The sequence below is a fragment of the Streptomyces javensis genome (assembly GCF_039525925.1).
Classification (GTDB): Bacteria; Actinomycetota; Actinomycetes; order Streptomycetales; family Streptomycetaceae; genus Streptomyces; species Streptomyces asiaticus.
Genome location: NZ_BAAAIF010000001.1, coordinates 318268 through 339656, shown reverse-complemented (window position 1 = coordinate 339656; position 21389 = coordinate 318268). Strand labels below are relative to the sequence as shown.

General features: G+C 71.0%; 20 protein-coding genes. 13 read left to right on the top strand and 7 right to left on the bottom strand.

Annotated elements, in window-relative coordinates:
• Positions 1-146 precede the first annotated feature (146 nt).
• Both ABD329_RS01475 and ABD329_RS01470 read left to right on the top strand, forming a co-directional pair.
• Complete coding sequence (locus tag ABD329_RS01475) at positions 147-1379, top strand: PucR family transcriptional regulator (protein WP_198274834.1); 1233 nt, start codon at positions 147-149, stop codon at positions 1377-1379.
• A gap of 141 nt (positions 1380-1520) precedes the next feature.
• Positions 1521-2699 (top strand): FAD-dependent oxidoreductase, encoded by a 1179-nt coding sequence (locus tag ABD329_RS01470; RefSeq protein ID WP_198274835.1) that lies wholly within the window; start codon positions 1521-1523, stop codon positions 2697-2699.
• Between the two features lie 10 nt (positions 2700-2709).
• Here the strand turns inward: ABD329_RS01470 and ABD329_RS01465 are convergent, their stop codons facing one another.
• Genes ABD329_RS01465 through ABD329_RS01455 form a run of 3 tightly spaced genes read right to left on the bottom strand, consistent with a single transcriptional unit; the run spans position 2710 to position 4948 of the window.
• The gene (locus ABD329_RS01465; RefSeq protein WP_198274836.1) at positions 2710-3564 is read right to left on the bottom strand and encodes a PaaX family transcriptional regulator; all 855 of its coding nucleotides are present in this window, start codon (positions 3562-3564) and stop codon (positions 2710-2712) included.
• Positions 3565-3619: 55 nt separating this feature from the next.
• Positions 3620-4510: a fumarylacetoacetate hydrolase family protein gene (locus ABD329_RS01460; protein WP_198274837.1), complete on the bottom strand. Its 891-nt coding sequence runs from the start codon at positions 4508-4510 to the stop codon at positions 3620-3622.
• 18 nt (positions 4511-4528) lie between these two features.
• Positions 4529-4948: a RidA family protein gene (locus tag ABD329_RS01455; RefSeq protein WP_198274838.1), complete on the bottom strand. Its 420-nt coding sequence runs from the start codon at positions 4946-4948 to the stop codon at positions 4529-4531.
• A gap of 204 nt (positions 4949-5152) precedes the next feature.
• Between ABD329_RS01455 and ABD329_RS01450 the strand changes: the two genes are divergently transcribed.
• From ABD329_RS01450 to kynU, 10 genes are all read left to right on the top strand, one after another.
• Positions 5153-5638, top strand: coding sequence for a cupin domain-containing protein (locus ABD329_RS01450; protein ID WP_198274839.1), 486 nt, complete (start codon positions 5153-5155; stop codon positions 5636-5638).
• Positions 5635-6537, top strand: coding sequence for an acyl-CoA thioesterase (locus tag ABD329_RS01445; RefSeq protein WP_198274840.1), 903 nt, complete (start codon positions 5635-5637; stop codon positions 6535-6537). The genes ABD329_RS01450 and ABD329_RS01445 overlap by 4 nt, the downstream gene beginning before the upstream one ends.
• 40 nt (positions 6538-6577) lie before the next feature.
• Entirely contained in the window at positions 6578-8245 is a 1668-nt protein-coding gene (locus tag ABD329_RS01440) for an AMP-binding protein (RefSeq protein WP_198274841.1), read from the top strand.
• Between the two features lie 11 nt (positions 8246-8256).
• Positions 8257-10638, top strand: coding sequence for a bifunctional salicylyl-CoA 5-hydroxylase/oxidoreductase (locus ABD329_RS01435; protein WP_198274842.1), 2382 nt, complete (start codon positions 8257-8259; stop codon positions 10636-10638).
• A 4-nt stretch (positions 10639-10642) separates the two neighbouring features.
• Positions 10643-11107: an acyl-CoA thioesterase gene (locus ABD329_RS01430; RefSeq protein ID WP_198274843.1), complete on the top strand. Its 465-nt coding sequence runs from the start codon at positions 10643-10645 to the stop codon at positions 11105-11107.
• 65 nt (positions 11108-11172) lie between these two features.
• Positions 11173-12477: an NAD(P)/FAD-dependent oxidoreductase gene (locus ABD329_RS01425; protein WP_198274844.1), complete on the top strand. Its 1305-nt coding sequence runs from the start codon at positions 11173-11175 to the stop codon at positions 12475-12477.
• A 6-nt stretch (positions 12478-12483) separates the two neighbouring features.
• Positions 12484-13344 carry a tryptophan 2,3-dioxygenase gene (locus ABD329_RS01420; protein ID WP_198274845.1) on the top strand — a complete coding sequence of 287 codons (861 nt, stop codon included), beginning with the start codon at positions 12484-12486 and terminating at the stop codon, positions 13342-13344.
• Positions 13345-13380: 36 nt separating this feature from the next.
• The gene (locus tag ABD329_RS01415; protein ID WP_198274846.1) at positions 13381-14466 is read left to right on the top strand and encodes an S-(hydroxymethyl)mycothiol dehydrogenase; all 1086 of its coding nucleotides are present in this window, start codon (positions 13381-13383) and stop codon (positions 14464-14466) included.
• Positions 14466-15092, top strand: a complete 627-nt coding sequence (locus ABD329_RS01410) for an MBL fold metallo-hydrolase (protein ID WP_198274847.1) — start codon at positions 14466-14468, stop codon at positions 15090-15092. Before ABD329_RS01415 ends, ABD329_RS01410 begins: the two co-directional genes overlap by 1 nt.
• A complete protein-coding gene (gene kynU, locus ABD329_RS01405; protein WP_309142588.1) occupies positions 15089-16351 on the top strand; it encodes a kynureninase in 1263 nt (420 codons plus the stop codon). Before ABD329_RS01410 ends, kynU begins: the two co-directional genes overlap by 4 nt.
• Positions 16352-16402: 51 nt before the next feature.
• Here kynU and ABD329_RS01400 read toward each other — a convergent pair whose 3' ends face one another.
• On the bottom strand, positions 16403-17095 hold the full coding sequence (locus ABD329_RS01400) for an SDR family NAD(P)-dependent oxidoreductase (RefSeq protein WP_198274848.1): 693 nt from the start codon (positions 17093-17095) through the stop codon (positions 16403-16405).
• The gene (locus tag ABD329_RS01395) at positions 17092-17988 is read right to left on the bottom strand and encodes an NAD(P)H-binding protein (protein ID WP_198274849.1); all 897 of its coding nucleotides are present in this window, start codon (positions 17986-17988) and stop codon (positions 17092-17094) included. The genes ABD329_RS01400 and ABD329_RS01395 overlap by 4 nt, the downstream gene beginning before the upstream one ends.
• 68 nt (positions 17989-18056) lie before the next feature.
• On the opposite strand from ABD329_RS01395, the gene ABD329_RS01390 reads away from it, so the two are divergent.
• Positions 18057-18869 carry a LysR family transcriptional regulator gene (locus ABD329_RS01390; protein ID WP_198274850.1) on the top strand — a complete coding sequence of 271 codons (813 nt, stop codon included), beginning with the start codon at positions 18057-18059 and terminating at the stop codon, positions 18867-18869.
• Between the two features lie 306 nt (positions 18870-19175).
• Here ABD329_RS01390 and ABD329_RS01385 read toward each other — a convergent pair whose 3' ends face one another.
• The gene (locus ABD329_RS01385) at positions 19176-20711 is read right to left on the bottom strand and encodes an MFS transporter (protein WP_198274851.1); all 1536 of its coding nucleotides are present in this window, start codon (positions 20709-20711) and stop codon (positions 19176-19178) included.
• Positions 20708-21262, bottom strand: a complete 555-nt coding sequence (locus ABD329_RS01380; RefSeq protein ID WP_246618086.1) for a TetR/AcrR family transcriptional regulator — start codon at positions 21260-21262, stop codon at positions 20708-20710. Before ABD329_RS01380 ends, ABD329_RS01385 begins: the two co-directional genes overlap by 4 nt.
• Positions 21263-21389: the final 127 nt, after the last annotated feature.

The following is a 21389-nucleotide window of genomic DNA, read 5'->3' as shown; positions in this document are numbered from 1 at the left end:
AGTCGGGAGTTGCCCGGAGCCGTATCGACAGATGTAGGAATCGGCGCACAAGAGACACGATGGTTATGTCACGCCTCTCGGCAGGCTCCCCAACGACACCTATCGTTGCGCTGACGTACGCAAAAGCGGTGGTTGAGGAGCGTTCGATGCTGGAAGACCGCCTTCAGTTCATCGTCGAGCAACTCGCCGAGCGCCTGGAGCGGTCGGTCGTCATCGACGATTCGGCACTGCGCCCCCTGGCTGTCAGCGCCCAGCTGGGACAGCTCGACCAGTCGCGGATCGACTATGTGCTCCAGCGGCGCACGAGCGGCGAAATCCGTTCGATCATCTCCGCACACGGGGTTCAGCGCGCGCGTGGGCCGGTCCGTATCCCGGCCAACGACGAGCTGGGTACGTTGCCCCGGCTGGTGATCCCCCTGCTGGACCAGGGGCTGCACCTGGGTTCCCTGTGGCTCATCGACGACCCCGTCCTCACCCCGGGCCAGGTCGACGAGGCACTGGCACGCGCGGAAGAGGCGAGCCGTCTGCTGAGCGACCGTGTCGCGCAGGAGTCCCAGGAGGCGGACGCGGCGCGACGGCTGGTCGACAACCTGCTGCGACCGGGCCTCCAGGCGCGCGAGCGCGCCGCGGAGGGCATTCGCGAGCTGGACGTGATCGAGGACGCCCCGTCGTACGTGGTCGCCGTCGTCCGCGCCCGCCGGACGTGCCCGGTCGGGGCGGATGGCCCGAGTGCTCTGACCGATTTGCGCCGGCTGGCGGGCGAAGTGCGCCGCCGCGTCCCGCGCCGAGCCGTTCTCTGTGGTACGCCGCGTGACAGAGAACTCGTACTGATCGCCTCCGGGACACAGCGCGAGTCCGCCCTCGGCGCTCTGCGGTGGAGCGCCCGGGACCACATCGTGGGCACGCGCAGTGGCGTCGGCTCCCTCGAAGGGGTGCGGGAGGCCCGCGAGGACGCGCGGTACGCCGCGGACATCAGCGGTGTCGCGGCCGGTTCCACCGGGATGTCCGACTGGTCCGAGCTCGGTCCCTACTCCGCGTTCCAGCACCTCGAACGGAGCCTCGGCGGGCTGGAACGGCTGTGTCCGGGCGTCTCCGCGCTCTGGGAATCCGGCAACGAAATGTACGCGTGCACGGTCCGCTCCTACCTCGGCCACGGGGGCAATGTCCAGAAGACGGCGGCCGACCTGCACATCCACCGCACGACGCTGTACTGGCGGCTGACCAACGTCGAACGTGCGCTGGGCGTCGACCTCTCCAGCGGCGACGACCGCCTCCGCCTGCACATGGCTCTGCTCTTCGCCGAACTCGTCCCGCAGGTGACCCGCACAACCGGGCTGCCCACCGCCGATCACGCGGCCCCCGCACGCACGATGGCCTGAGCCCCGCACTGCGACAGGTGTAGGAAGCCCTCCCCCGCACGTCTCGACGGTCGGCCGAGTCGGCGCCGTCGTCGTGAGCCATACCGTCGACGCACCGTGCGGGCCCCGCGCCCGCCGGTTCGCGAGGAGAATGGAGTGCTCATGACGACAGTGGACGCACAGACCGTCGTAGTCGGTGCGGGAGCGATCGGAAGCGCGACCGCCTACTGGCTCGCCGAACGGGGACAGACGGACGTGGTCGTCCTGGAGCAGTACGACCTCGGCCACGGCAACGGCGCCTCGCAGGACCATTCGCGGGCCATCCGGCACAGCTACCACGACAACGCCTACGGACGGCTGACCCAGGCCGCCTTCGACAACTGGGACCGGCTGGTCAGGATGAGCGGGCAGCAGGTTCTCCTGCGCACCGGTGGCGTCGAGATCGGTCTGAAGGGGACCGTCGGTGAGGAGATGATCGCCCGGTACCGCAAGGTCCTCGACGACCGGGGACATGCCTACGAGCGCTGGGACAACGCCCGGCTCGCCGAGCACTACCCGCAGTGGCACGTCGACGAACCGGCCGAGGTGACCTTCCAGCGCGACATGGGGCTGGTCGACATCGGCCGGGCCGGACAGACCCACCGTGCGCTCGCCTCGGCCCTCGGTGTGACATTCCGGCCCCGTACCCGGGCGATCCGCATCGAGAGCCTCCCGGACGGCGTGCGGGTGCACACCGACGGCGGCGGCTCCGTCACCGCACGTCATGTGGTGGTCGCCGCCGGCGCGTGGTCCGACACCATCCTGGCCGAGGTGGGCCAGACCTGGCGCACCACGATCAGCCAGGAGCAGGTCGCCTACTTCGTACCGAGGGCGCTGCGGGACTTCACTCCCGACGCGTTCCCGGTCTGGGGCTGGTACGGCCCGACGCTCTTCTACGGCTTCCCGGTCTACGGCGAGGTGGCGGTCAAGATCGCCCGCGATGTGTCCGGCCGGTTCGTCACCCACGAGACCCGCTCACTGGAACCGGTGGCCGACGAGACCGAGCTGCTGGAAGCGTTCCTGCGGGAACGGCTGCCGGACGCGGCGGGCTTCGAGCTGTACAGCAAGACGTGCGTCTACGACATGCCGCCGGACCGCAACTTCGTCATCGACGCGATGCCCGGGAATCCCCGGGTCGTCGTCGGTATCGGGGCCGGCCATGCGGCGAAGTTCGCCGGGCTGTTCGGGGAGATCCTGTCCGAGCTGGTCGTCGAGGGAACGTCCCGGTACCCGATCGAGCCGTTCACGGCCGACCGTCCGGCCCTGACCGACCCCTCCTACAAGCCGGTCTTCGCCCTGTGACGTCCTTGAGTCAGCGCGGCCCGTGGAGCACCCTTGCGGCGTGGGCCGCCGCGGGGGTGCTCAGCGCGGTGTTGAGTCGGTCGAACAGTTCGCCGGCGGCCACACCGTTCCACTCCGGCGGCAGCAGTTCCAGGGGCAGTCCCGGGTCGCGGTAGGGCATGCGCCGCCATTCGGTCAGCATCGGCAGGTAGATCCGGAACGCCTCCAGCGGCTGTGGCTCGCGGCGCGTCACCGCATCCAGGACGGGACGGTACCGGTCCAGGAAGTCCGCGTACATGGCGGTGAGTTCGTCCAGGTCCCACCACGAGCGGACCTTCGCGCCCAGATCCCCGGAGGCGAAGTGATCACCGGTGAAGAGGTCGACGTACCCGGACAAGCCCCGGCGCTCCAAGGTCCGCCGCGCCTCGTCCGCCAGGTGTCCGGGGGCCACCCAGACACCCGACGCGACGGTGCCGAAGCCGAGCCGGGTCAGGGCGGTGCGCAGGGCGTGCCGCTTCTCGCGCTCGGACTCGGGCACGGAGAACACCACGAGGGTCCAGCCGTCCTCGCGGGACGCCCTGGCCCGGTGGAAGATGCGTACGTCGCCCTCGGCGAGCGTCTGAAGGGTGGAGTCGGCGAGCGAGTACCCGGCGACGCCCTCGCGGCGCTCACCGCGCAGCACCTCGCGGCGTTTCATCCGGGAGACCGAGGACCGCACGGCCCGGCTCTCCACGCCGAGGTCCGCCATGAGGCCGATCAGCGAGGCGACCGAGAGCCAGTTGTGCTCGCCCCGGGCGTAGAGGCCGTAGAGCGTGAGGATGAGCGGGGCGTGGCGGGATTCCCGTTCGCCTGTCGCCGTGGTGGCCGATGTCGTCTGCGCCGTCATGTCCCGCCACCCTAACGCCTGGCGCCTCGTGGATGATCACCTGCTCCCGCCGAGGCTAGGTGAGACGGGTCCGCCTCACCCTGTTGCGCAGTTCGCCGAGCCCGCCGACCCGGGTGACGACCAGGTCGCCGTCGCCCAGGAAGATCTGCGGCTCGCGGGCGTTGCCGATGCCGCTCGGGGTTCCGGTGAGTATCACGTCCCCTGCGCGCAGGGTCATGCCGTGGCTGAGTTCGGCGATGATCCGGGCGAAGGAGAAGGCCATCTGGGCGCTCGAGGCGTTCTGCAACAGGCGGCCGTTGACCTCGCACCGCACCCGCAGATCCGCGAGGTCGTCGATCTCGTCGGCGGTGGTCAGCCAGGGGCCCAGCGGCATCGTGGCGTCGATGCTCTTGCCCTTGAGCCACTGGCCGCCGTGTGCCCGTTGGAGGTCGCGCTGGGAGACGTCGTTGGCCACGAGGTAGCCGACGACGTGGTCCAGCGCCTTCTCCTCGGGGATCGACCGTCCGTCACGGCCGATGACGAGGGCGATCTCGGCCTCGTAGTCCCACTTCGCGGACAGCTCGGGGTCGTGGGCGATGTCGTCGAAGGGACCGATGACGGTGTTCGGTCCCTTGGTGAAGAACGTGGGGTGCTCGGGGCGCGACACGGGGTCCTGGCCCTCACGCTTGCCTCGGGACTCCTCGAAGTGGTCCCAGTAGTTCCAGCCGGTGCACAGGATGTCGCGGTTGAAGCGGTGCAGCGGGGATTCGAGGCGGACCTCGGAGAGGGGGCGCACGTCGTCGGCCCCGGCGGCCGCCATACGCGCCACGGCGAGGGCCGCTTCGCCACCACGGACGATGTCGTCCACGGTGCCGACTTCGGCGGGCAGCACCGCGACGGTCCGCGCGGCCTCGTCGACGACGCCCGCCCGGCGCACGCCGCCCGCGGTGAAGGATGCGAGTTTCACGGTGACGTCCTGCCTTTCCTACGGGCGCGGCGCCACGAGTCGTTCTTCGGGTATCACGGCCACACCGAGGATCTCGATCACGGCTTCGGGCTGCCACAGCGCCGTGCAGCCGATGCCCGCCATGGCCGGGTAGACGGGCCCGGCGAGCTCGCGCCAGACCTTGCCGATCTCCTTGCCGTGCGCCTGGTAGTCGGGGATGTCGGTGAGGTAGATGGTCACGCTCACCAGGTCCTCGGGCCGCCCGCCGGCCTCGCGCAGCGTGGTGAGCAGATTGCCGAACGCCTGCCGGAACTGCTCGACGACACCCCCCGGAACGATCTTCATGTCGGCGTCGAGGGCGGTCTGTCCTCCCAGGTAAAGGGTGTTTCCGGCGAGTGTTCCATGCGAGTAGCCGCTGGGCTTCGGCAGATCGGGCGGGTTCACGGGGACGGGGGTCATGGCGCCTCCGGTCGATTGCGTTCCGTCCTGCCGCAGGGCCGGGCAGGCGTATTGACTTTAGATGACGACCGTGAAAAATACGAGACATCGGTTCCTGTCGGCGCCACGATGGCTCGCCGGCGGAAATCGCCCCGTGGCGGGCCCCGCGATCAGCAGGCCTGCCAGGCGGCACCTCCTCTCACCCGACTGAACGGAGCCGACCCCATGGAGCCCGATCTGAGCAAGTACCGCCTCGAGGGCGACAATTCGATGTACCGGCTGCCGAGCGGCGTGGTCGCCCCCGTGGTGACGCGCGGCGGCCTCGAAAGCGCGAACACCGCCGACTCGGGCGGTGCCGTCCGGGTCTCGGGGGTGAGCATCCAGCACACCCCCGCCACCCGCCTGTGGTTCGGCAAGGTCAGCAACGAACCGGGCTATCGCTCGGTGACCCATCACCACGGCGAGGCCGAGACCGGTGGCTATGTCCTGTCCGGCCGGGCCCGCATCTACTTCGGCGAGGAGCTGCGGGACTACGTCGACATGGAGGAGGGCGACTGGGTGTTCGTGCCTCCGTTCATGCCGCACGTGGAGTGCAACCTCTCCCGCACCAAGCCGCTGACCTGGATGACCACCCGGACACCGGAGAACATCGTGGTCAACCTGCCGGACATCGCCGACGCCGAACTGCGCGACTGGCTGGACCGCCGATGACCGGGACGCCCGCCACCTCGGCGATCTTCACCGCCGCCGTCACCCTCAAGCCCGCCCAGCCCGAACACTTCGACCTCGCCTTCACCGCCACCACCCAGCCCTGCCCCTGGCCCAAGGCGTACGGCGGCGACCTGGTGGCCCAGGCCGCGGCGGCGGCCATGCGGTCGGTCACCGACGGCAAGTCGCCGCACTCCATGCACAGTTACTTCCTGCGCCCCGCCGACATCGGCGCCGAGGTGCGCTACGAGGTGGAGGTGGTGCGCGACGGCCGCGGCTACAGCACCCGGCAGGTGCGCGGCTACCAGAACGGCAAACCGCTGTACGTCTGCCTGGCCGGATTCGCCGCGGGCGAGGCCGGCGCGGACTTCCACACCGACTTCGCCGAGGACATCCCCGACCCGGAGGGCCTGCCCAGTTCGGCCGAGTACCTCGCCGAGCGGAGTGGCGGCTCCATGACCGAGGAGTCCAAGGCGTACTGGTCCGGCGGCCGCGGCTTCGACATGCGGCACGTCCCCGGCCCGGTCTACCTCACCGTCGAGGGAGAGCGCCTTCCGCACCAGGCGGTCTGGCTCAGGCCCTTCGACCCGCTGCGCCCGGTCGACGGGCTGACCGACGCCCAGCGGGACCTGGCCGCCCTGGCGTATGTGTGCGACTACACGATCCTCGAACCCGTGCTGCGGGTGCTCGACCTGCCCTGGGCCAGGCCCGGACTGGTCACCGCGAGCCTCGACCACGCGATGTGGTTCCACCGCCCCGGGCCGGTGGACGGCTGGCTGCTCTACGTCCAGGAAGCCGTCGCCGCCGACGCGGGCCGGGGCCTGGGTACGGGGCGCTTCTTCACGCGCGATCACCGCCACCTGGCCACCGTGGTCCAGGAGGGCCTGATCCGCCCCACCTGACCCGCCGCACTCCCCGGCGGGCTCCCGGAAGGACACTTCCGTGACTCTTCCCCTCTCCCCCTCGGCACACCTCGACACCTTCACCCGCGACCAGCTGCCCCCCGCACACCTGTGGCCGACCCTCGAGTTCACCACGGCGGAACTGCGCTACCCCGACCGGCTCAACGCGGCCACCGAGCTCATCGACACCCCCACCGCGCTGTTCGGCCCCGACCGCCCCGCCCTGCGCACCCCGTCCGGCGAGATGTGGACATACGGCGAACTGCGCATCCGCGCCCATCAGGTGGCCCAGGTGCTCACCGAGGACCTGGGCCTGGTGCCGGGACAGCGCGTCCTGCTGCGGTCCCCCAACAACCCCTGGACCGTGGCCGCCTGGCTCGGCATCCTCAAGGCCGGCGGTGTCGTCGTCACCACCATGTCCGCCCTGCGCACCCGCGAGCTCACCCCGATCGCCGAGCGCACCCGACCGTCGATCGCCCTCGTCGACCACCGGTTCGCCGACGACGTGTACGCGCTGCGGGACTCCGTCCTGCCGTCACTGACCGTCGTGGAGTACGGCGGCACCGGCGCCCAGGATCTCCTGACCCGGGTAGCCGCGAAATCGGGTGAGTTCACCACCGTCGAAACCGCCGCCGACGATGTGGCGCTGCTCGGCCCCACCTCCGGATCCACCGGCACCCCCAAGATCACCATGCACTTCCACCGGGACATCCTGTCCATCGACAACACCTTCGGCCGCCACACCCTGGGTCTGGCCCCGGACGACCTGGTGGCCTGCACCGCGCCCCTGGCCTTCACCTTCGGCCTCGGCATGCTGGTCGTCTTCCCGCTGCGCGCCGGCGCCTGCGCCCTGCTGACCGAGGCGGCCACCCCGCTCCAGCTCGCGGAGATCGTGCGGAGCCAGGGCGTCACCGTCCTGGCGACGGCACCCACGGCCTACCGGGCGATCCTGCGCGAGGGCGCCGAGCGGCAGCTGACCGGGCTGCGCATCGGCGTGTCCGCGGGCGAGCACATACCCCGCGCCACCTGGCAGGAGCTCCACGAACACATCGGCTTGCGGATCATCGACGGCATCGGCGCCACCGAACTGCTGCACATCTTCATCTCCGCCGCCGGAGACGACATCCGCCCCGGCTCCACCGGCCGTCCGGTCCCCGGCTACCGCGCCACCATACTCGGCCCCGACGGCACGGAACTCGGCCCCGGCGAGCCGGGCAGACTCGGCGTCATCGGCCCGGTCGGCTGCCGCTACCTCGACGACAAGCGCCAACGGGACTACGTCCTGGGCGGCTGGAACATCACCGGTGACATCTTCCACCGGGACGAGGACGGCTACTTCCACTACCACGCCCGCAGCGACAGCATGATCGTCTCCTCCGGGTACAACATCGGCGGCCCCGAGGTCGAGGCCGCCATCGACACCCACCCGGACGTCGCCGAATCCGCCGTCGTGGCACGCCCCGACCCCCAGCGCGGCTCGATCGTGTGCGCCTTCGTGGTACTGCGCGACGGTGTGCCCGGCGACGCGGCCAAGGCCAAGGAGATCCAGGACCACGTCAAGCAGGTCCTGGCACCCTACAAATACCCGCGCGAGGTCCGCTTCCACAGCGCCCTGCCGCGCAACACCAGCGGAAAGCTCCAGCGCTTCGCGCTCCGCAGGATCATCGAAGACGAGCAGGCCTCCACCGAGGCCGTCGCCGAGAGTTAAGAGGCACACCCTTGAAAATCGCGATCATCGGCGGGGGTCCCGGCGGGCTGTACTTCGCGGCCCTGATGAAACAGCTCGACCCCGCCCACGAGATCACCGTCTGGGAGCGCAACGCCCCCGACGACACGTTCGGCTTCGGCGTCGTCTTCTCCGACGAGACCCTCGGTGGCATCGAGAACGCCGACACCACCATCGCCCAGGACATGGCCCGGCGCTTCGCCCGCTGGACCGACATCGACATCCACTACCGGGGCGAGAGCCACACCGTCGGCGGCCAGGGCTTCGCCGCCATGAGCCGCAAGGAGCTGCTCCGCCTGCTCCAGGAACGCTGCCACGACCTCGGCGTCACCCTGCGCTTCTCCACCCCCGCCCCGGACACCGGGCGGCTGTGCGCGTCGTACGACCTGGTGGTGGGGGCCGATGGCGTCAACTCGGCCGTACGGGCTGCCCATGCGGAGGTCTTCCGCCCCTCCCTGGACCGTCGGCACAGCAAGTACATGTGGCTGGGCACGGACCGGGTCTTCGAGGCGTTCCAGTTCTTCGTCAAGCGGACGGAATGGGGCGTCGTGCAGGTGCACGGCTACCCCTACTCCGCCACCGGCTCCACCTTCATCGTCGAGATGCACGAGGACGTCTGGCGGCGCGCCGGTTTCGACGCCACCGAGGGAGCCGATTTCCCACCGGGCGCCTCCGACGAGCACGCGGTGGCGCGCGTCCGCGAGCTCTTCGCTGATGAGCTCGGCGGCCACCAGGTGTTCGCCAACAACTCCAAGTGGCTGAACTTCACGACCGTGCGCAACGAGCGCTGGCACCACGGCAACCTCGTGCTCATCGGGGACGCCGCCCACACCGCGCACTTCTCCATCGGCTCGGGCACCAAACTGGCGATGGAGGACGCACTCGCCCTCGCCGCCTGTCTGCACGAACACCCCGACACCGAGACCGCGTTGACCGCCTACGAGACCGAGCGGCGCCCGGTCGTGGAGTCCACCCAGCGGGCCGCGCAGGCCTCGCTGGAGTGGTTCGAGAACATCGGGATGTACGTCCACCAGGAACCGACCCAGTTCTGCTTCAATCTGCTCACCCGCTCCCGCCGCATCACCTACGACAACCTGCGCACCCGAGACCCGGAGTTCGCCGACCGGGTCGATGCCGCCTTCGCCGCCGCGCAGGGCCTCGACGGGGTGGCACCGGCGATGTTCCAGCCGTACCGGCTGGGCGAGCTGGAGCTGAGGAACCGGGTGATCGTGTCCCCGATGGACATGTACTCCGCCATCGACGGCGTGCCCGGCGACTTCCACCTCGTCCACCTCGGCTCCAAGGCCATGGGCGGCGCCGGACTGGTGATGACCGAGATGGTGTGTGTCTCGCCCGAGGGCCGCATCACCCCCGGCTGCACCGGCCTGTGGAACGACGAGCAGCGCGATTCCTGGCAGCGGATCGTCTCCTTCGTCCATGAGCGGAGCACCGCCCGTATCGGCCTCCAGCTCGGCCACTCGGGCCGCAAGGGCTCCACCCGGCTGATGTGGGAGGGCATGGACGACCCGCTGCCGCAAGGCAACTGGGAGGTGGTCGGCCCGTCCCCGCTGCCGTACGGCCCCGGCTCGGCCGTGCCGCGCGAGCTCACCCGCGCCGATATGGACCGGATCGCCGAGGACTTCGTGGCCGCCGCCCGCCGGGGCGCCGGCGCCGGGTTCGACCTGCTCGAACTGCACTGCGCACACGGCTACTTGCTGTCCTCGTTCCTCTCCCCGACCGCCAACCACCGCACCGACGCGTACGGCGGCCCGCTGGAGAACCGACTGCGATTCCCGCTGGAGGTCTTCGACGCCGTGCGGGCAGTCTGGCCCGCGGAACGGCCGATGATCGTGCGCATCTCCGCCACCGACTGGGTGCCGGACGGCAACACCGAACACGACGCCGTCGAGATCGCCCGCGCGTTCATCGCCCACGGCGCGGACGCCATCGACGTCTCCTCCGGCCAGGTCACCAAGGACGAGCGCCCCGCCTTCGGACGCTCCTACCAGACCCCGTTCGCCGACCGCATCCGCCACGAAGTGGCCGCCGCCACCGGAGCCGCGGTCATCGCGGTGGGCGCGATCGCCTCCTACGACGACGTCAACTCGCTCCTGCTGGCGGGCCGCGCCGATCTGTGCGCCGTAGGGCGCACCCACCTGTACGACCCGCACTGGACCCTGCACGCGGCGGCCGAGCAGGAGTACCGGGGGCCGGGCGCCGAGTGGCCGGCGCAGTTCGGCGCGGGCCGCCGCAAGCCCCCGGCGGCGCGCACCGACGCCGTACGGCCCCGGCTGTCACTGCTCCACCCCGACCCCGCCGACCAGCCCGTTCATCTGCGCTGGACGCCGACGCGTGAACCAGCCCCCGTCTCCTGACCCGGTGGACGGCACAGACGCCTTCGCCCGTGTCGTCCACCGGTCCCGTGTCGAGTGGTCGGACACCGACGCCTCCGGCCACCACCACAACACGGCGACGGTGCGGTTCGTGGAGGCCGCGGAGGCGGCACTGATGCGCGAGCGCGGCGTCGTCGGCTATTTCGGCGCCGCGCCGCGCGTGCGCCATGAGGTCGACTTCGCGTCTCCGCTGTGGTTCGGGCAGGAGGTGACGACCCTCCTCACCGTGGAGCGCATCGGCACGTCCTCGATGACGTTCCGGTTCGAGGTGTGGGGCGAGGAGACCGACGGCCATCCGCGGCGGCTGGCGGCGTCCGGCCGGTACACGGTGGTGCACGTGCCGCCTCGGGGTGAGCGCGCCGGCGCACCCTGGCCCACCGAGTGGATCACGGCTCTCACCATGACTCCTACAGATGTCGACACCGCCGGTCGGAGCCCTCGACACCCGTAGCTGCTCTTCCGCCGCGTCCGTCAGCAGACTCTTAGACGTCCCCGTCCTCGTCCGGAAGGCACCCGATGTCCGATCAGAGTTTCGACGCGGTGGTGATCGGGGCAGGCGTCATCGGCTGCTCCATCGCACACGCCCTGGCCGCGGGAGGGCGACGCGTCCGCGTCGTGGAGCGGGGGCCCTCGGCCGGAAGCGGATCCACCAGCGCGTCCTCCGCCGTCATCCGGTTCAACTACTCCACCTGGACGGGTGTCGCCGCCGCCTGGGAGTCCAAGCACGCCTGGGAGGAGTGGGCCGATCACCTCGGAGGTGGCGGCGAGGCGGGATTGGCACGGTTCATCAGGACCGGCGGTCTGCTTCTGGACTCCCCCGGCCAGGACCGCGCCACGGTGTACGAACTGTTCGACCGGGCGGGCGTGCCGTACGAGCGCTGGGACGCGGCGACGATGCGCGAGCGCCTGCCGCTGCTGGACACCGGCCGGTACCACCCGCCCAAGGCCATCACGGACGAGGCGTTCTTCGACGAGCCGACCGGTGAGCTGACCGGCTGCTGGACCCCCGACTGCGGATTCGTGGACGACCCACAGCTGGCGGCCCACAACCTCATGACGGCCGCCGTACGCCACGGAGCCACCTTCCGGTTCCGTACCGAGGTCACGGGCATCGTGGCCCGGGGCCGGGTCACCGGCGTGGACCTCGCCGACGGCACCCGGGTGTCGGCTCCCGTCGTGATCAACGCCGCTGGGCCCCACTCCGGAGCGGTCAACGCGCTCGCCGGAGTCGGCGATGACTTCGCGGTCTCCACCCGGCCGCTGCGCCAGGAGGTGCACGAGGTGCGCGCGCCCGAGGACTACGGGCAGGACGGCAGGGGGCTCCTGGTCGCCGATCCGGACCTCGGCACCTACTTCCGGACCACCCCGAGCGGCGGGCTCATCATCGGCGGCACCGAACCGGAGTGCGATCCGCTCCAGTGGCTCGACGACCCCGACGACTACCACCTGCATCCGACGAAGGCGGTCTACGACGCCCAGCTGTACCGGACCGCCCGCCGCGTCCCCAGCCTCACCGTGCCCCACACCCCACGCGGGATCGCAGGCGTGTACGACGTGTCCGACGACTGGATCCCGATCTACGACAAGACCGCGCTGCCGGGCTACTACGTCGCGATCGGCACGAGCGGGAACCAGTTCAAGAACGCCCCCGTGGCCGGGCTGTTCCTGGCCGCCATCGTCGACGCCTGCGAGAACGGCCGGGACCACGACGCCGAACCCGTCCGGCTCACACTTCCCCGTACCGGTCACGAGGTGGACCTCTCGCACTACAGCCGCCGACGGCGGATCAACCGGGACAGCAGTTTCAGCGTCATGGGGTGACCAGTCATGAGCCAGAGGACGTCACGGCACAACACCAGAGAGATCGAGCAGGGCATCCACACGGACCTGCGCAGGAAGACCACCTACGGCGGCTACCTCCGACTCGACCGGCTGCTGTCCGCGCAGCAGCCGCTCAGCGACCCGCCGCACCACGACGAGCTGCTGTTCATCATCCAGCACCAGACCTCCGAACTGTGGTTCAAACTCATGATCCACGAACTGCGCGAGGCCATGCGCAGGATGGCGGCGGACGACCTCCGTCCGGCGCTGAAGTCCCTCGCCCGCGTCAAGCACATCCAACGACAGCTCATCGAGCAGTGGGCCGTGCTGGCCACCCTCACGCCGAGTGAGTACGCCCAGTTCCGCGGTGCGCTCGGGTCGGCCTCCGGCTTCCAGTCGGCGCAGTACCGGATCGTGGAGTTCCTGCTCGGCAACAAGAACGCGCGCATGACCGAGGTCTTCGCCCACGACCCGCGGGAGCGCGACGCGCTGGAGGACGCCCTGCGCCTGCCCACGCTGTACGACGAGTTCCTCCGTTACCTCGCCCGCGCCGGACACCCGGTCCCCGTGGAGCTGCTGAAACGGGACGTCACCCAGGCCCATGAGTTCCAGGACGGCCTGCTCCCCGTCCTGAGGGAGATCTACGACAACCCCGAGGCCCACTGGGAGGCCTACGAGACCTGCGAGGAACTCGTCGACATCGAGGAGAGCTTCCAGCTTTGGCGCTTCCGCCACCTGAAGGTGGTGACCCGGGTCATCGGCTTCAAGCGGGGCACCGGCGGCTCCAGCGGAGTGGACTTCCTCAAGGCCGCGCTCGACCTGACCTTCTTCCCCGAACTGCTCGCCATCCGCACCGAACTCGGCTGATCGTGCCGGACCGGAACCACTGAAGGAACTGACGTTATGACACAGGAAGTACGCGCGGTCATCGCCCGCGCCGAGGGCGCGCCGGTGGAGACCGTGACGATCGCGGTCCCGGATCCGGGACCGGGCGAGGTGGTCGTCGACGTGCGGGCGTGCGGGGTGTGCCACACGGACCTGCACTACAGGCAAGGCGGGATCAGCGATGACTTCCCGTTCCTGCTCGGGCACGAGGCGGCGGGAGTGGTGGAGTCGGTGGGGGAAGGCGTCACCGATGTCGCACCCGGCGATTTCGTGGTTCTCAACTGGCGTGCGGTGTGCGGCCGGTGCCGGTCCTGTCTGCGCGGGCGTCCCTGGTACTGCTTCAGCACGCACAACGCCACACAGAAGATGAGGCTGCCCGACGGCACCGAACTGACGCCCGCGCTGGGCATCGGTGCGTTCGCCGAGAAGACACTGGTGGCGGCGGGGCAGTGCACCAAGGTCGACCCGGACGCGTCGCCGGCCGCCGCCGGTCTGCTCGGCTGCGGGGTGATGGCGGGCATCGGCGCCGCCGTCAACACCGGCCAGGTTGGACGCGGCGACAGCGTGGCGGTCATCGGCTGCGGTGGCGTGGGAGCCGCGGCGGTCGCCGGGTCGAGCCTGGCGGGCGCGGCGAAGATCATCGCGGTGGACATCGACGACCGCAAGCTGGCCACGGCCCGGAAGCTGGGCGCGACCCACACTGTGAACGCCAAGGAGGTCGACCCCGTCGAGGCGATCCGCGAGATGACCGGTGGCTTCGGCGCCGACGTCGTCATCGAGGCGGTGGGCCGCCCGGAGACGTACCGGCAGGCCTTCTACGCCCGCGATCTCGCCGGCACGGTGGTTCTGGTCGGTGTGGCGACCCCGGAGATGACACTCGAACTGCCACTGCTGGACGTGTTCGGGCGGGGCGGGTCGCTGAAGTCGTCCTGGTACGGCGACTGTCTGCCCTCCCGTGACTTCCCGATGCTCATCGACCTCTACCGCCAAGGCCGCCTGGACCTGGACGCCTTCGTCACCGAAACCATCGCGCTGGACGAGGTGGAGAAGGCTTTCGAGCGGATGCGCGACGGTGACGTCCTGCGCTCGGTGGTGGTCTTCTGATGACCGGCGCCCGGATCGAGCACCTCGTCACCTCGGGGACGTTCTCCCTGGACGGCGACACCTGGGAGGTCGAGAACAACGTGTGGATCATCGGCGACGACGCCGAGGTGATCGTGATCGACCCGGCCCATGACGCGTCCGCGGTCGCCGACGCCGTCGGCGGACGCCACCTCACCGCGATCGTCTGCACCCACGCGCACGACGACCACGTGGGCGCCGCGCCCGCGCTCGCCGACCTCACCGGCGCACCGGTCCTCCTCCACCCGGACGACCTGCCGCTGTGGAAGCTCACCCACCCCGACCGCGCCCCGGACGGCGAGCTGGCCCATGGCCAGCTGATCACGGCGGGCGGCGCCGAACTCACCGTGCTGCACACCCCCGGCCACGCTCCCGGCGCGGTGTGCCTGTACGCCCCGCGGCTGGGCACCCTCTTCAGCGGCGACACGCTCTTCCAGGGCGGCCCTGGGGCGACCGGCCGTTCCTACTCCGACTACCGGACCATCATCGCCTCCATCCGCGACCGGCTCCTGGTCCTGCCGCGGCAGACCGTCGTGCACACCGGTCACGGCGGCTCCACGACCATCGGCGCGGAGAAGGCACGACTGCCGGGACAGGTGACCCCGTGACGATCTCCCTGGACGACGCCCGCCGTCTCGACGAGAAGGACCCCCTCGCCCCCTTCCGTGACCGGTTCATCACCCCCGCCGACGACGGACTGATCGCCTACCTCGACGGCAACTCCCTGGGCCGCCCGCCGAAGGCCACCCAGGAGCGCCTGAACTCACTGCTCACCCAGGAGTGGGGGACCCGGCTCATCCGCTCCTGGTCCGAAGGCTGGATGGAACTGCCCGAGCGCGTCGGCGACGCGCTCGGCGAAGCCGCCCTCGGTGCGTCCCCCGGCCAGGTGGTCATCGCCGACTCCACCAGCGTCTGTCTCTACAAACTGCTCCGGGGTGCCCTCGCCCTGCGCCCGGGACGCACCGAGATCGTCACCGATCGGCGCAACTTCCCCACCGACAGCTACATCGTCCAGGGCATCGCCGACGAACTGGGCCTGACCGTACGGTGGATCGACTCCGACCCGGACGCGGGCGTGACGGCGGAGGAGCTCGCCGCCGCGCTGACCGCGAACACGGCCGTGGTCACCCTCTCGCACGTCGCCTACCGCTCGGCCTGGATCGCCGACATGGCCGCCCTCACCGCCCTCGCCCACGAGCACGGCGCCCTGATCGTGTGGGACCTCTGCCATAGCGCGGGCTCCATCCCCGTCCATCTGGACGCCACGGGTGCCGACCTCGCCGTCGGCTGCACCTACAAGTTCCTCAACGCCGGGCCCGGCGCCCCCGCCTTCGCCTATGTCCGGACCGCACATCAGGAAACCTTCCGCCAGCCCGTGTGGGGATGGATGGGCGAGGCCGCACCGTTCGCCATGGGCCACGGCTACCGCCCGGCTCCCGGGGCGCGCCGTGTCCTCTCCGGCACCCCGCCCATCACGGGCATGATCGGTGTCGAGGAGGGCGTGGCCCTGACCGCCGAGGCCGGCATTGACCGCATCCGGGCCAAGGGGATGGCGCTGACCGAGATGGTCGCGGAGCTCGCCGACGACTGGCTGGTACCGCACGGGGTGCGCATCGCCTCGCCGCGCGACCCCGGCCGGCGCGGCGGACATGTCACCCTCGCGCGTGCCGACGCGGCAGAACTGTCACAGCGGTTGATCGCGGCGGGTGTCGTCGTCGACTTCCGTCCACCGGACGGCATCCGCGTCGGTCTGTCTCCCCTCACCACCGGGTTCGCCGAGACCTGGCGGGCGATGGACGTGACCCGCGCTCTGGCGGCGGGCGGGGCATCCGGCGACGGCCCCGTCCGAGCCGGGGCAACGCGGTGACTTCCCCTACGGGCGGCTGCCCGGGCGCCGCCGCGCCCGGGCCGACGGCTGCTACCAGGGAACGGGCTGGTCCTGGTGGTTGAGGAATTGCAGGCCCGGTTCGCCGCTGTGGCGCTCGATCGTGTCCACCACGCCCGGGATGGACTGGTCGATGGTCAGCGGTGCGTCCGGGCCGCCGAGTTCGGTGCGGACGTGGCCGGGGCACATGAGCAGCAGCGTGTGCGCGGCTTCGGCGTACCGGGCGGCGTAGCTGCGCATCAGCTGGTTCAGGGCGGACTTGCTGGCGCGGTAGACCTCTTGGCCACCTTTGGTGTTCAGGCCGAGGCTGCCCTGGCGTGAGGACATGACGCCGATGGTCCCGGTCGGGGCGACCAGCGGGCGGAGGGACTCGACCACGCGCATCGGGCTGAGCGCGTTCGTGACCATGACCTCGGTGAACATCTCCGTCGGAACGTCGCCGATCGGAATGTCGCCCCTGGTGATGGCGGCGTTGACGAACAGCAGGTCGAGCGTGCGCTCCGCCAGGCGCTCGCGCAGCGCGGCGATCTCGTCCGGCTCCGTCATGTCCATCGACTCGACCGTGACCCGGCCACCGGACGCCTCGGCGAGGTCGTGGAGGCCGGTGCGCCGCTCGCCCCGGACGGTGCCGATGACGTTCCAGCCGCGGTGCGCGTATTCGGTGGCGAGGCCGAGTCCGAGGGTGCGGGAGGCGCCGACGATGAGCGCGGTCTTGGGAGCGTTCACGCCTGGACCGCCGGCTTGAGGACCTCTTCGCACCACTGGCGGAAGGTCGTCGGACTCGCGGTCTCGGGCGTGCGCCGCACACCCGCGTCGATGCCCTCGTCCTTGGAGCGCATCATGTCGACGTAGCCCTGCACGATGGCGTCGCCGACGCCGCGCCCGGTGAATGCGGCGCGAAGGTCCTCCAGCGACTGCCGCTGGTAGCGGATCGGACGGCCGAGCACCTCGGACATGATGCGCGCCATGTCGTTCGCCGAAAGGTCCTCGGGGCCGAGCACCGGGACCTCGCCCGTCCCCGTCCACGAGCGGTCGAGCAGCAGACCGGCGGCGGCCGCGGCGATGTCCCCGGTGGTGGCCGTCGGTGCCGCGCGGTCGGCGGCGGCGGTGTCGGTGAACACGCCGTCGTCGCGGATGGAGGCCACCTGCCGCAGCAGGTTGTCCATGAAGCTGGGGCAGGCGAGCGCCCGGTAGGCCACGCCCGTCCCGGCGATGAGGTCGTCCATGGCCAGCGATGCCGTCACATGCCCGGCGCGGCCTGCGGCGGGAGTGCCGCGGCCGAGCGCCGAGACGCCGACGACGTGGCCGACCCCGTGGACCGTGAACGCCTTCGCGGCGGCGCGGGTGAAGCCGGAGTAGGCGTCGTCCAGGCTCGGTGCCCGCGGGTGCGGCGGGGCCAGCCAGAAGACGGCGTCCGCGCCGGCGAAGGCCCGGTCGACGACCTCGGCGTCGCCGTGCGAACCGGTGACGACGTCGACGCGGTCGCGGACGGCGTCGGGGAGTTTCCCCGGCTCGCGCACGATGACACGCAGCTCTTCGCCGCGCTCGGGGGCCTCGTTGAGCAGGATTTCCAGGACCCGGCCGCCGATCTGGCCGGTGGGAGCGGTAATAACGATCATGTGATGAGTCTCGGGGCGGGTGGCCCGTAGCGTCCAATACCTTCTCCGGCAATTGATACCTTAAGGGCATGGATCTCGATCTGCGCAAGCTCCGCTATTTCGCCGCGGTGGCCGAGCACCGGCACTTCGGCCGGGCCGCGGAGCAGCTCTTCATCGCCCAGCCGGTCCTCAGCCGCCAGATCAAGGCGTTCGAGCAGGAGTTGGAGTGCGCCCTGCTCGTACGGACCACCCGCAGCGTGGAGCTGACCCCCGCCGGGAAGCAGCTCCACGAGGAGGCGCAGCGGATCCTCGGGACCGTCGCCGCGGCGGTGCGGCGCGTACACGACGCCGAGCGGGGCGCCCGGCGCCTCGTTGTCGCCTTCTCCCCCGGGCTGCGTGTGTCGGCCGCGATCCGGGCCTTCGCAGCGCGCCACCCGGACGTCGAGACCGACGTCGTCCCGGCCCACTGGTGGCAGCCGGACGCGCCGCTCCGGGACGGCCGGGCCGAGGTCGCGTACCTGCGACAGCCCTTCGACGCCTCGGGGTTGCGCACCATCCCCATCGGCCATGAGCCCAGGGTCGCCTGCATGCCCGCGACGCATCCGCTGGCCCGCCGCGAGAAGCTCACCCGCGCCGACCTCGACGGTGAGAAGATGATCACGGCGACGACCCGGCCGATGTCCTCCATCGAGGAGAAGTTCGAGCTCATCGCCGCCGGGCACGGTATCGCGCTCATCTCCATGAGCGCCGCGCGCTCCTACTCCCGCCCCGACCTCGTCCACCTGCCCGTCACGGACGCCCCGGGGGCCGAGACCTGCCTGGCCGTCGCCGCGGACCGGCGCGAGAACCAACTGCTGCGCGACTTCCTGGAGATCGCCACCGCGACGCTGCGGCGCGCCTGAGCGGCCGGCGGTACGAACCGGACGGAGAGCCCCGCCCGCGCTGTTCACCTGGCGCCGCGGTGCGGTCCACGTGCCGTCAGCCGTGGCTGACCGTGGTCGCTGATGGCGCCCACGGTGGCGCGGATCTGTCGCACGAGAACGCTGTGCCGCGTCGTCAGGTCAACGGCAGGATCCGGTATGAGTCCGTTGACCGGCTCTGGCCGGCTGCGCTGTCGAGCATGCTCACCCACCCGGCGGCGGGCCCGGGCCTTCCTGACGACGTCGGAATGCCGCCGACCGACTACGCCGACCCACTACGCCGTTCAGCTAGCCGTCCAGTCGCTGATGGCGCAGCAGGAACCACGCCGCCAGTGCGGTCGCCAGGAGCACGCCCGCGCCGACGCCGGCCGCGATCCGCAGGCCGTCGACGAAGGCGTCCCGCGCCGTGGCCAGCAAGGCCGTGCCCGTCTCGGACGGCAGCGCGGCGGCAGCCTCGACGGCGCCGCCGATCGAGTCGTCCGCCCTCTCGGCCGCCGGGCCCGGCACCCCCGCCGGCGGGGTGAAGCCGCGGTAGGCACCAGTCACGATGGAGCCGAGCACGGCGATGCCGAGCGCCGCGCCCAGTTCGTACGCGGTCTCCGATACCGCGGAGGCGGCTCCTGCCTGGTCCCTCGGCACGGTGGAGAGAATCACGTCGGCGGTGACGGTGAACGCGAGGCCCGCGCCGACACCGACCACCAGCAGGACCGCTCCGAGGAGCGGGTACCCGGTATCGGTGCGCAGCCAGAGGAGGGCGGCGAGAGCGAGCCCGATCGCCGCCAGGCCACCGGAGACCGCCGCCCGCACGGAGAAGCGGCGGGCGGCGCGTCCCGCCAGCAGCCCCGCCACCACGGCCCCGGCCGCCGTGGGGAGTTCGGCGAGCCCGGCCTCCAGCGGGTCCCGGCCCTGCACCAGTTGCAGGTACTGGGACAGGAAGAAGACCAGCCCGGAGAGGCCGAGGACGGTGAACAGGTCGGCGAGGACCGCGCCCGAGAAGCCCCGGTGCCGGAAGAGCCGCATGTCCAGCAGTGGGTCGGGGAGCGTCAGCTGCCGCCGCACGAACCACCCCAGGACCAGCACCCCGACCGCGCCGGTGGCCGCGATGTCCCCGCGCACTCCGTACACCGCCGCCTCCTTGACCGCGTAGACGACACCGACCATGCCGACGAGGGAGAGCAGCACGCTGGGCAGGTCCCACGGGCCGGGCGCCGGGTCACGCGACTCGGGGAGCAGCTTCGCCCCGACGAGCACGAGGAGCGCCATGACGGGGAGGTTGATCAGGAAGACCGAGCCCCACCAGAAGTGTTCGAGCAGGAAGCCGCCGAGGACCGGACCGACGGCCATGCCCGCCGAGGCCGTCGCACCCCAGAGGCCGACGGCCAGGCTGCGCTCCCGGGCGTCGGGGAAGAGGTTGCGGATGAGGGCGAGGGTGGAGGGCATGAGGGTCGCGCCGGCGACGCCGAGCAGTGCCCGCGCGCCGATCATCATCTCCGCGCTCTGCGCGTACGCCGTCAGCGCGGACACGGCTCCGAAGGCCACCGAGCCGCCGAGCAGCAGCTTCTTGCGGCCGATACGGTCGCCGAGGCCGCCCATGGAGACCAGCAGGCCCGCGATGACGAAGGAATATATGTCGCCGATCCACAGCAGCTGGGTTCCGGAGGGCTCGAGATCCTCGCTCAGGAACGGGGTCGCCAGCCCCAGGACGGTCGCGTCGACGGCGACCAGGAGGACGGCGAGGACGAGCACGGCGAGCGCCAGCCAGCGGCCGGGACGCGCCTCCGCCTCCGCGCTCTCCTCCCTTACCTCGACAGGGCTTCCGCTCATGCGTCCCCGCTCCTCCGCCGCGCGCCGCCGAGCAGCAGCTCAAGCACCATGTACTCCACGTCCTTGGCGGCGAGCCGCCCGTCGTAGACGCCCCACGCGGCCGACGCCATCAGCCCGCACAGGGCCTCTGTCAGCCACACGGGTGTCAGGTCGATACGGAAGTGTCCCTGCTCCTGGCCGCGCCGGAAGAGCGCGGTCAGACGGGCGTCGAGCCGCGCCCAGCCCGCGTTGACCTCCTCGCCCTCGAAGAGCTGGTTCTCGCCGTAGAGAAAGGCGAGGAAGCCGGAGACCGGCTGGAGGGCCGCCACGAGCCGGCGCAGCGCCTCGACCGCGTCGCCCTCCTCGATGCGGGCCGTGTCCAGTGCCGCCTCGGACCGCTCGATGCACAGCTCCTCCAGTGCCCGGATGAGCGCGTCGCGCCCGGCGAAGTGTCGGTGGAGCGTGGCGCGGCTGATCCCCGCCGCCTTGGCGATGTCGTCCATCGAGGCGGTGGCCCTGCGGGTGAGCAGGGCGGCGGCTTCGCGCAACACGTCGTCGCGGTCAAGACTCATGCGACAACCATAGCTCGTATGAGACAGCCATGTCTCATACAAGGCTTACCGGCCTCACCCGTGGCAGCCCACGTTTGCCCGCGGGAGCGAGACAGGCCCTTGGGTCGTGGTCAGGCCACGGCGAGTG

Coding starts and splice junctions, on each gene's coding strand:
- ABD329_RS01475 (WP_198274834.1), top strand. CDS start 147: ATGCTGGAAGACCGCCTTCAGTTCATCGTCGAGCAACTCGCCGAGCGC.
- ABD329_RS01470 (WP_198274835.1), top strand. CDS start 1,521: ATGACGACAGTGGACGCACAGACCGTCGTAGTCGGTGCGGGAGCGATC.
- ABD329_RS01465 (WP_198274836.1), bottom strand. CDS start 3,564: ATGACGGCGCAGACGACATCGGCCACCACGGCGACAGGCGAACGGGAA.
- ABD329_RS01455 (WP_198274838.1), bottom strand. CDS start 4,948: ATGACCCCCGTCCCCGTGAACCCGCCCGATCTGCCGAAGCCCAGCGGC.
- ABD329_RS01450 (WP_198274839.1), top strand. CDS start 5,153: ATGGAGCCCGATCTGAGCAAGTACCGCCTCGAGGGCGACAATTCGATG.
- ABD329_RS01445 (WP_198274840.1), top strand. CDS start 5,635: ATGACCGGGACGCCCGCCACCTCGGCGATCTTCACCGCCGCCGTCACC.
- ABD329_RS01425 (WP_198274844.1), top strand. CDS start 11,173: ATGTCCGATCAGAGTTTCGACGCGGTGGTGATCGGGGCAGGCGTCATC.
- ABD329_RS01420 (WP_198274845.1), top strand. CDS start 12,484: ATGAGCCAGAGGACGTCACGGCACAACACCAGAGAGATCGAGCAGGGC.
- ABD329_RS01415 (WP_198274846.1), top strand. CDS start 13,381: ATGACACAGGAAGTACGCGCGGTCATCGCCCGCGCCGAGGGCGCGCCG.
- ABD329_RS01410 (WP_198274847.1), top strand. CDS start 14,466: ATGACCGGCGCCCGGATCGAGCACCTCGTCACCTCGGGGACGTTCTCC.
- ABD329_RS01395 (WP_198274849.1), bottom strand. CDS start 17,988: ATGATCGTTATTACCGCTCCCACCGGCCAGATCGGCGGCCGGGTCCTG.
- ABD329_RS01390 (WP_198274850.1), top strand. CDS start 18,057: ATGGATCTCGATCTGCGCAAGCTCCGCTATTTCGCCGCGGTGGCCGAG.
- ABD329_RS01385 (WP_198274851.1), bottom strand. CDS start 20,711: ATGAGCGGAAGCCCTGTCGAGGTAAGGGAGGAGAGCGCGGAGGCGGAG.
- ABD329_RS01380 (WP_246618086.1), bottom strand. CDS start 21,262: ATGAGTCTTGACCGCGACGACGTGTTGCGCGAAGCCGCCGCCCTGCTC.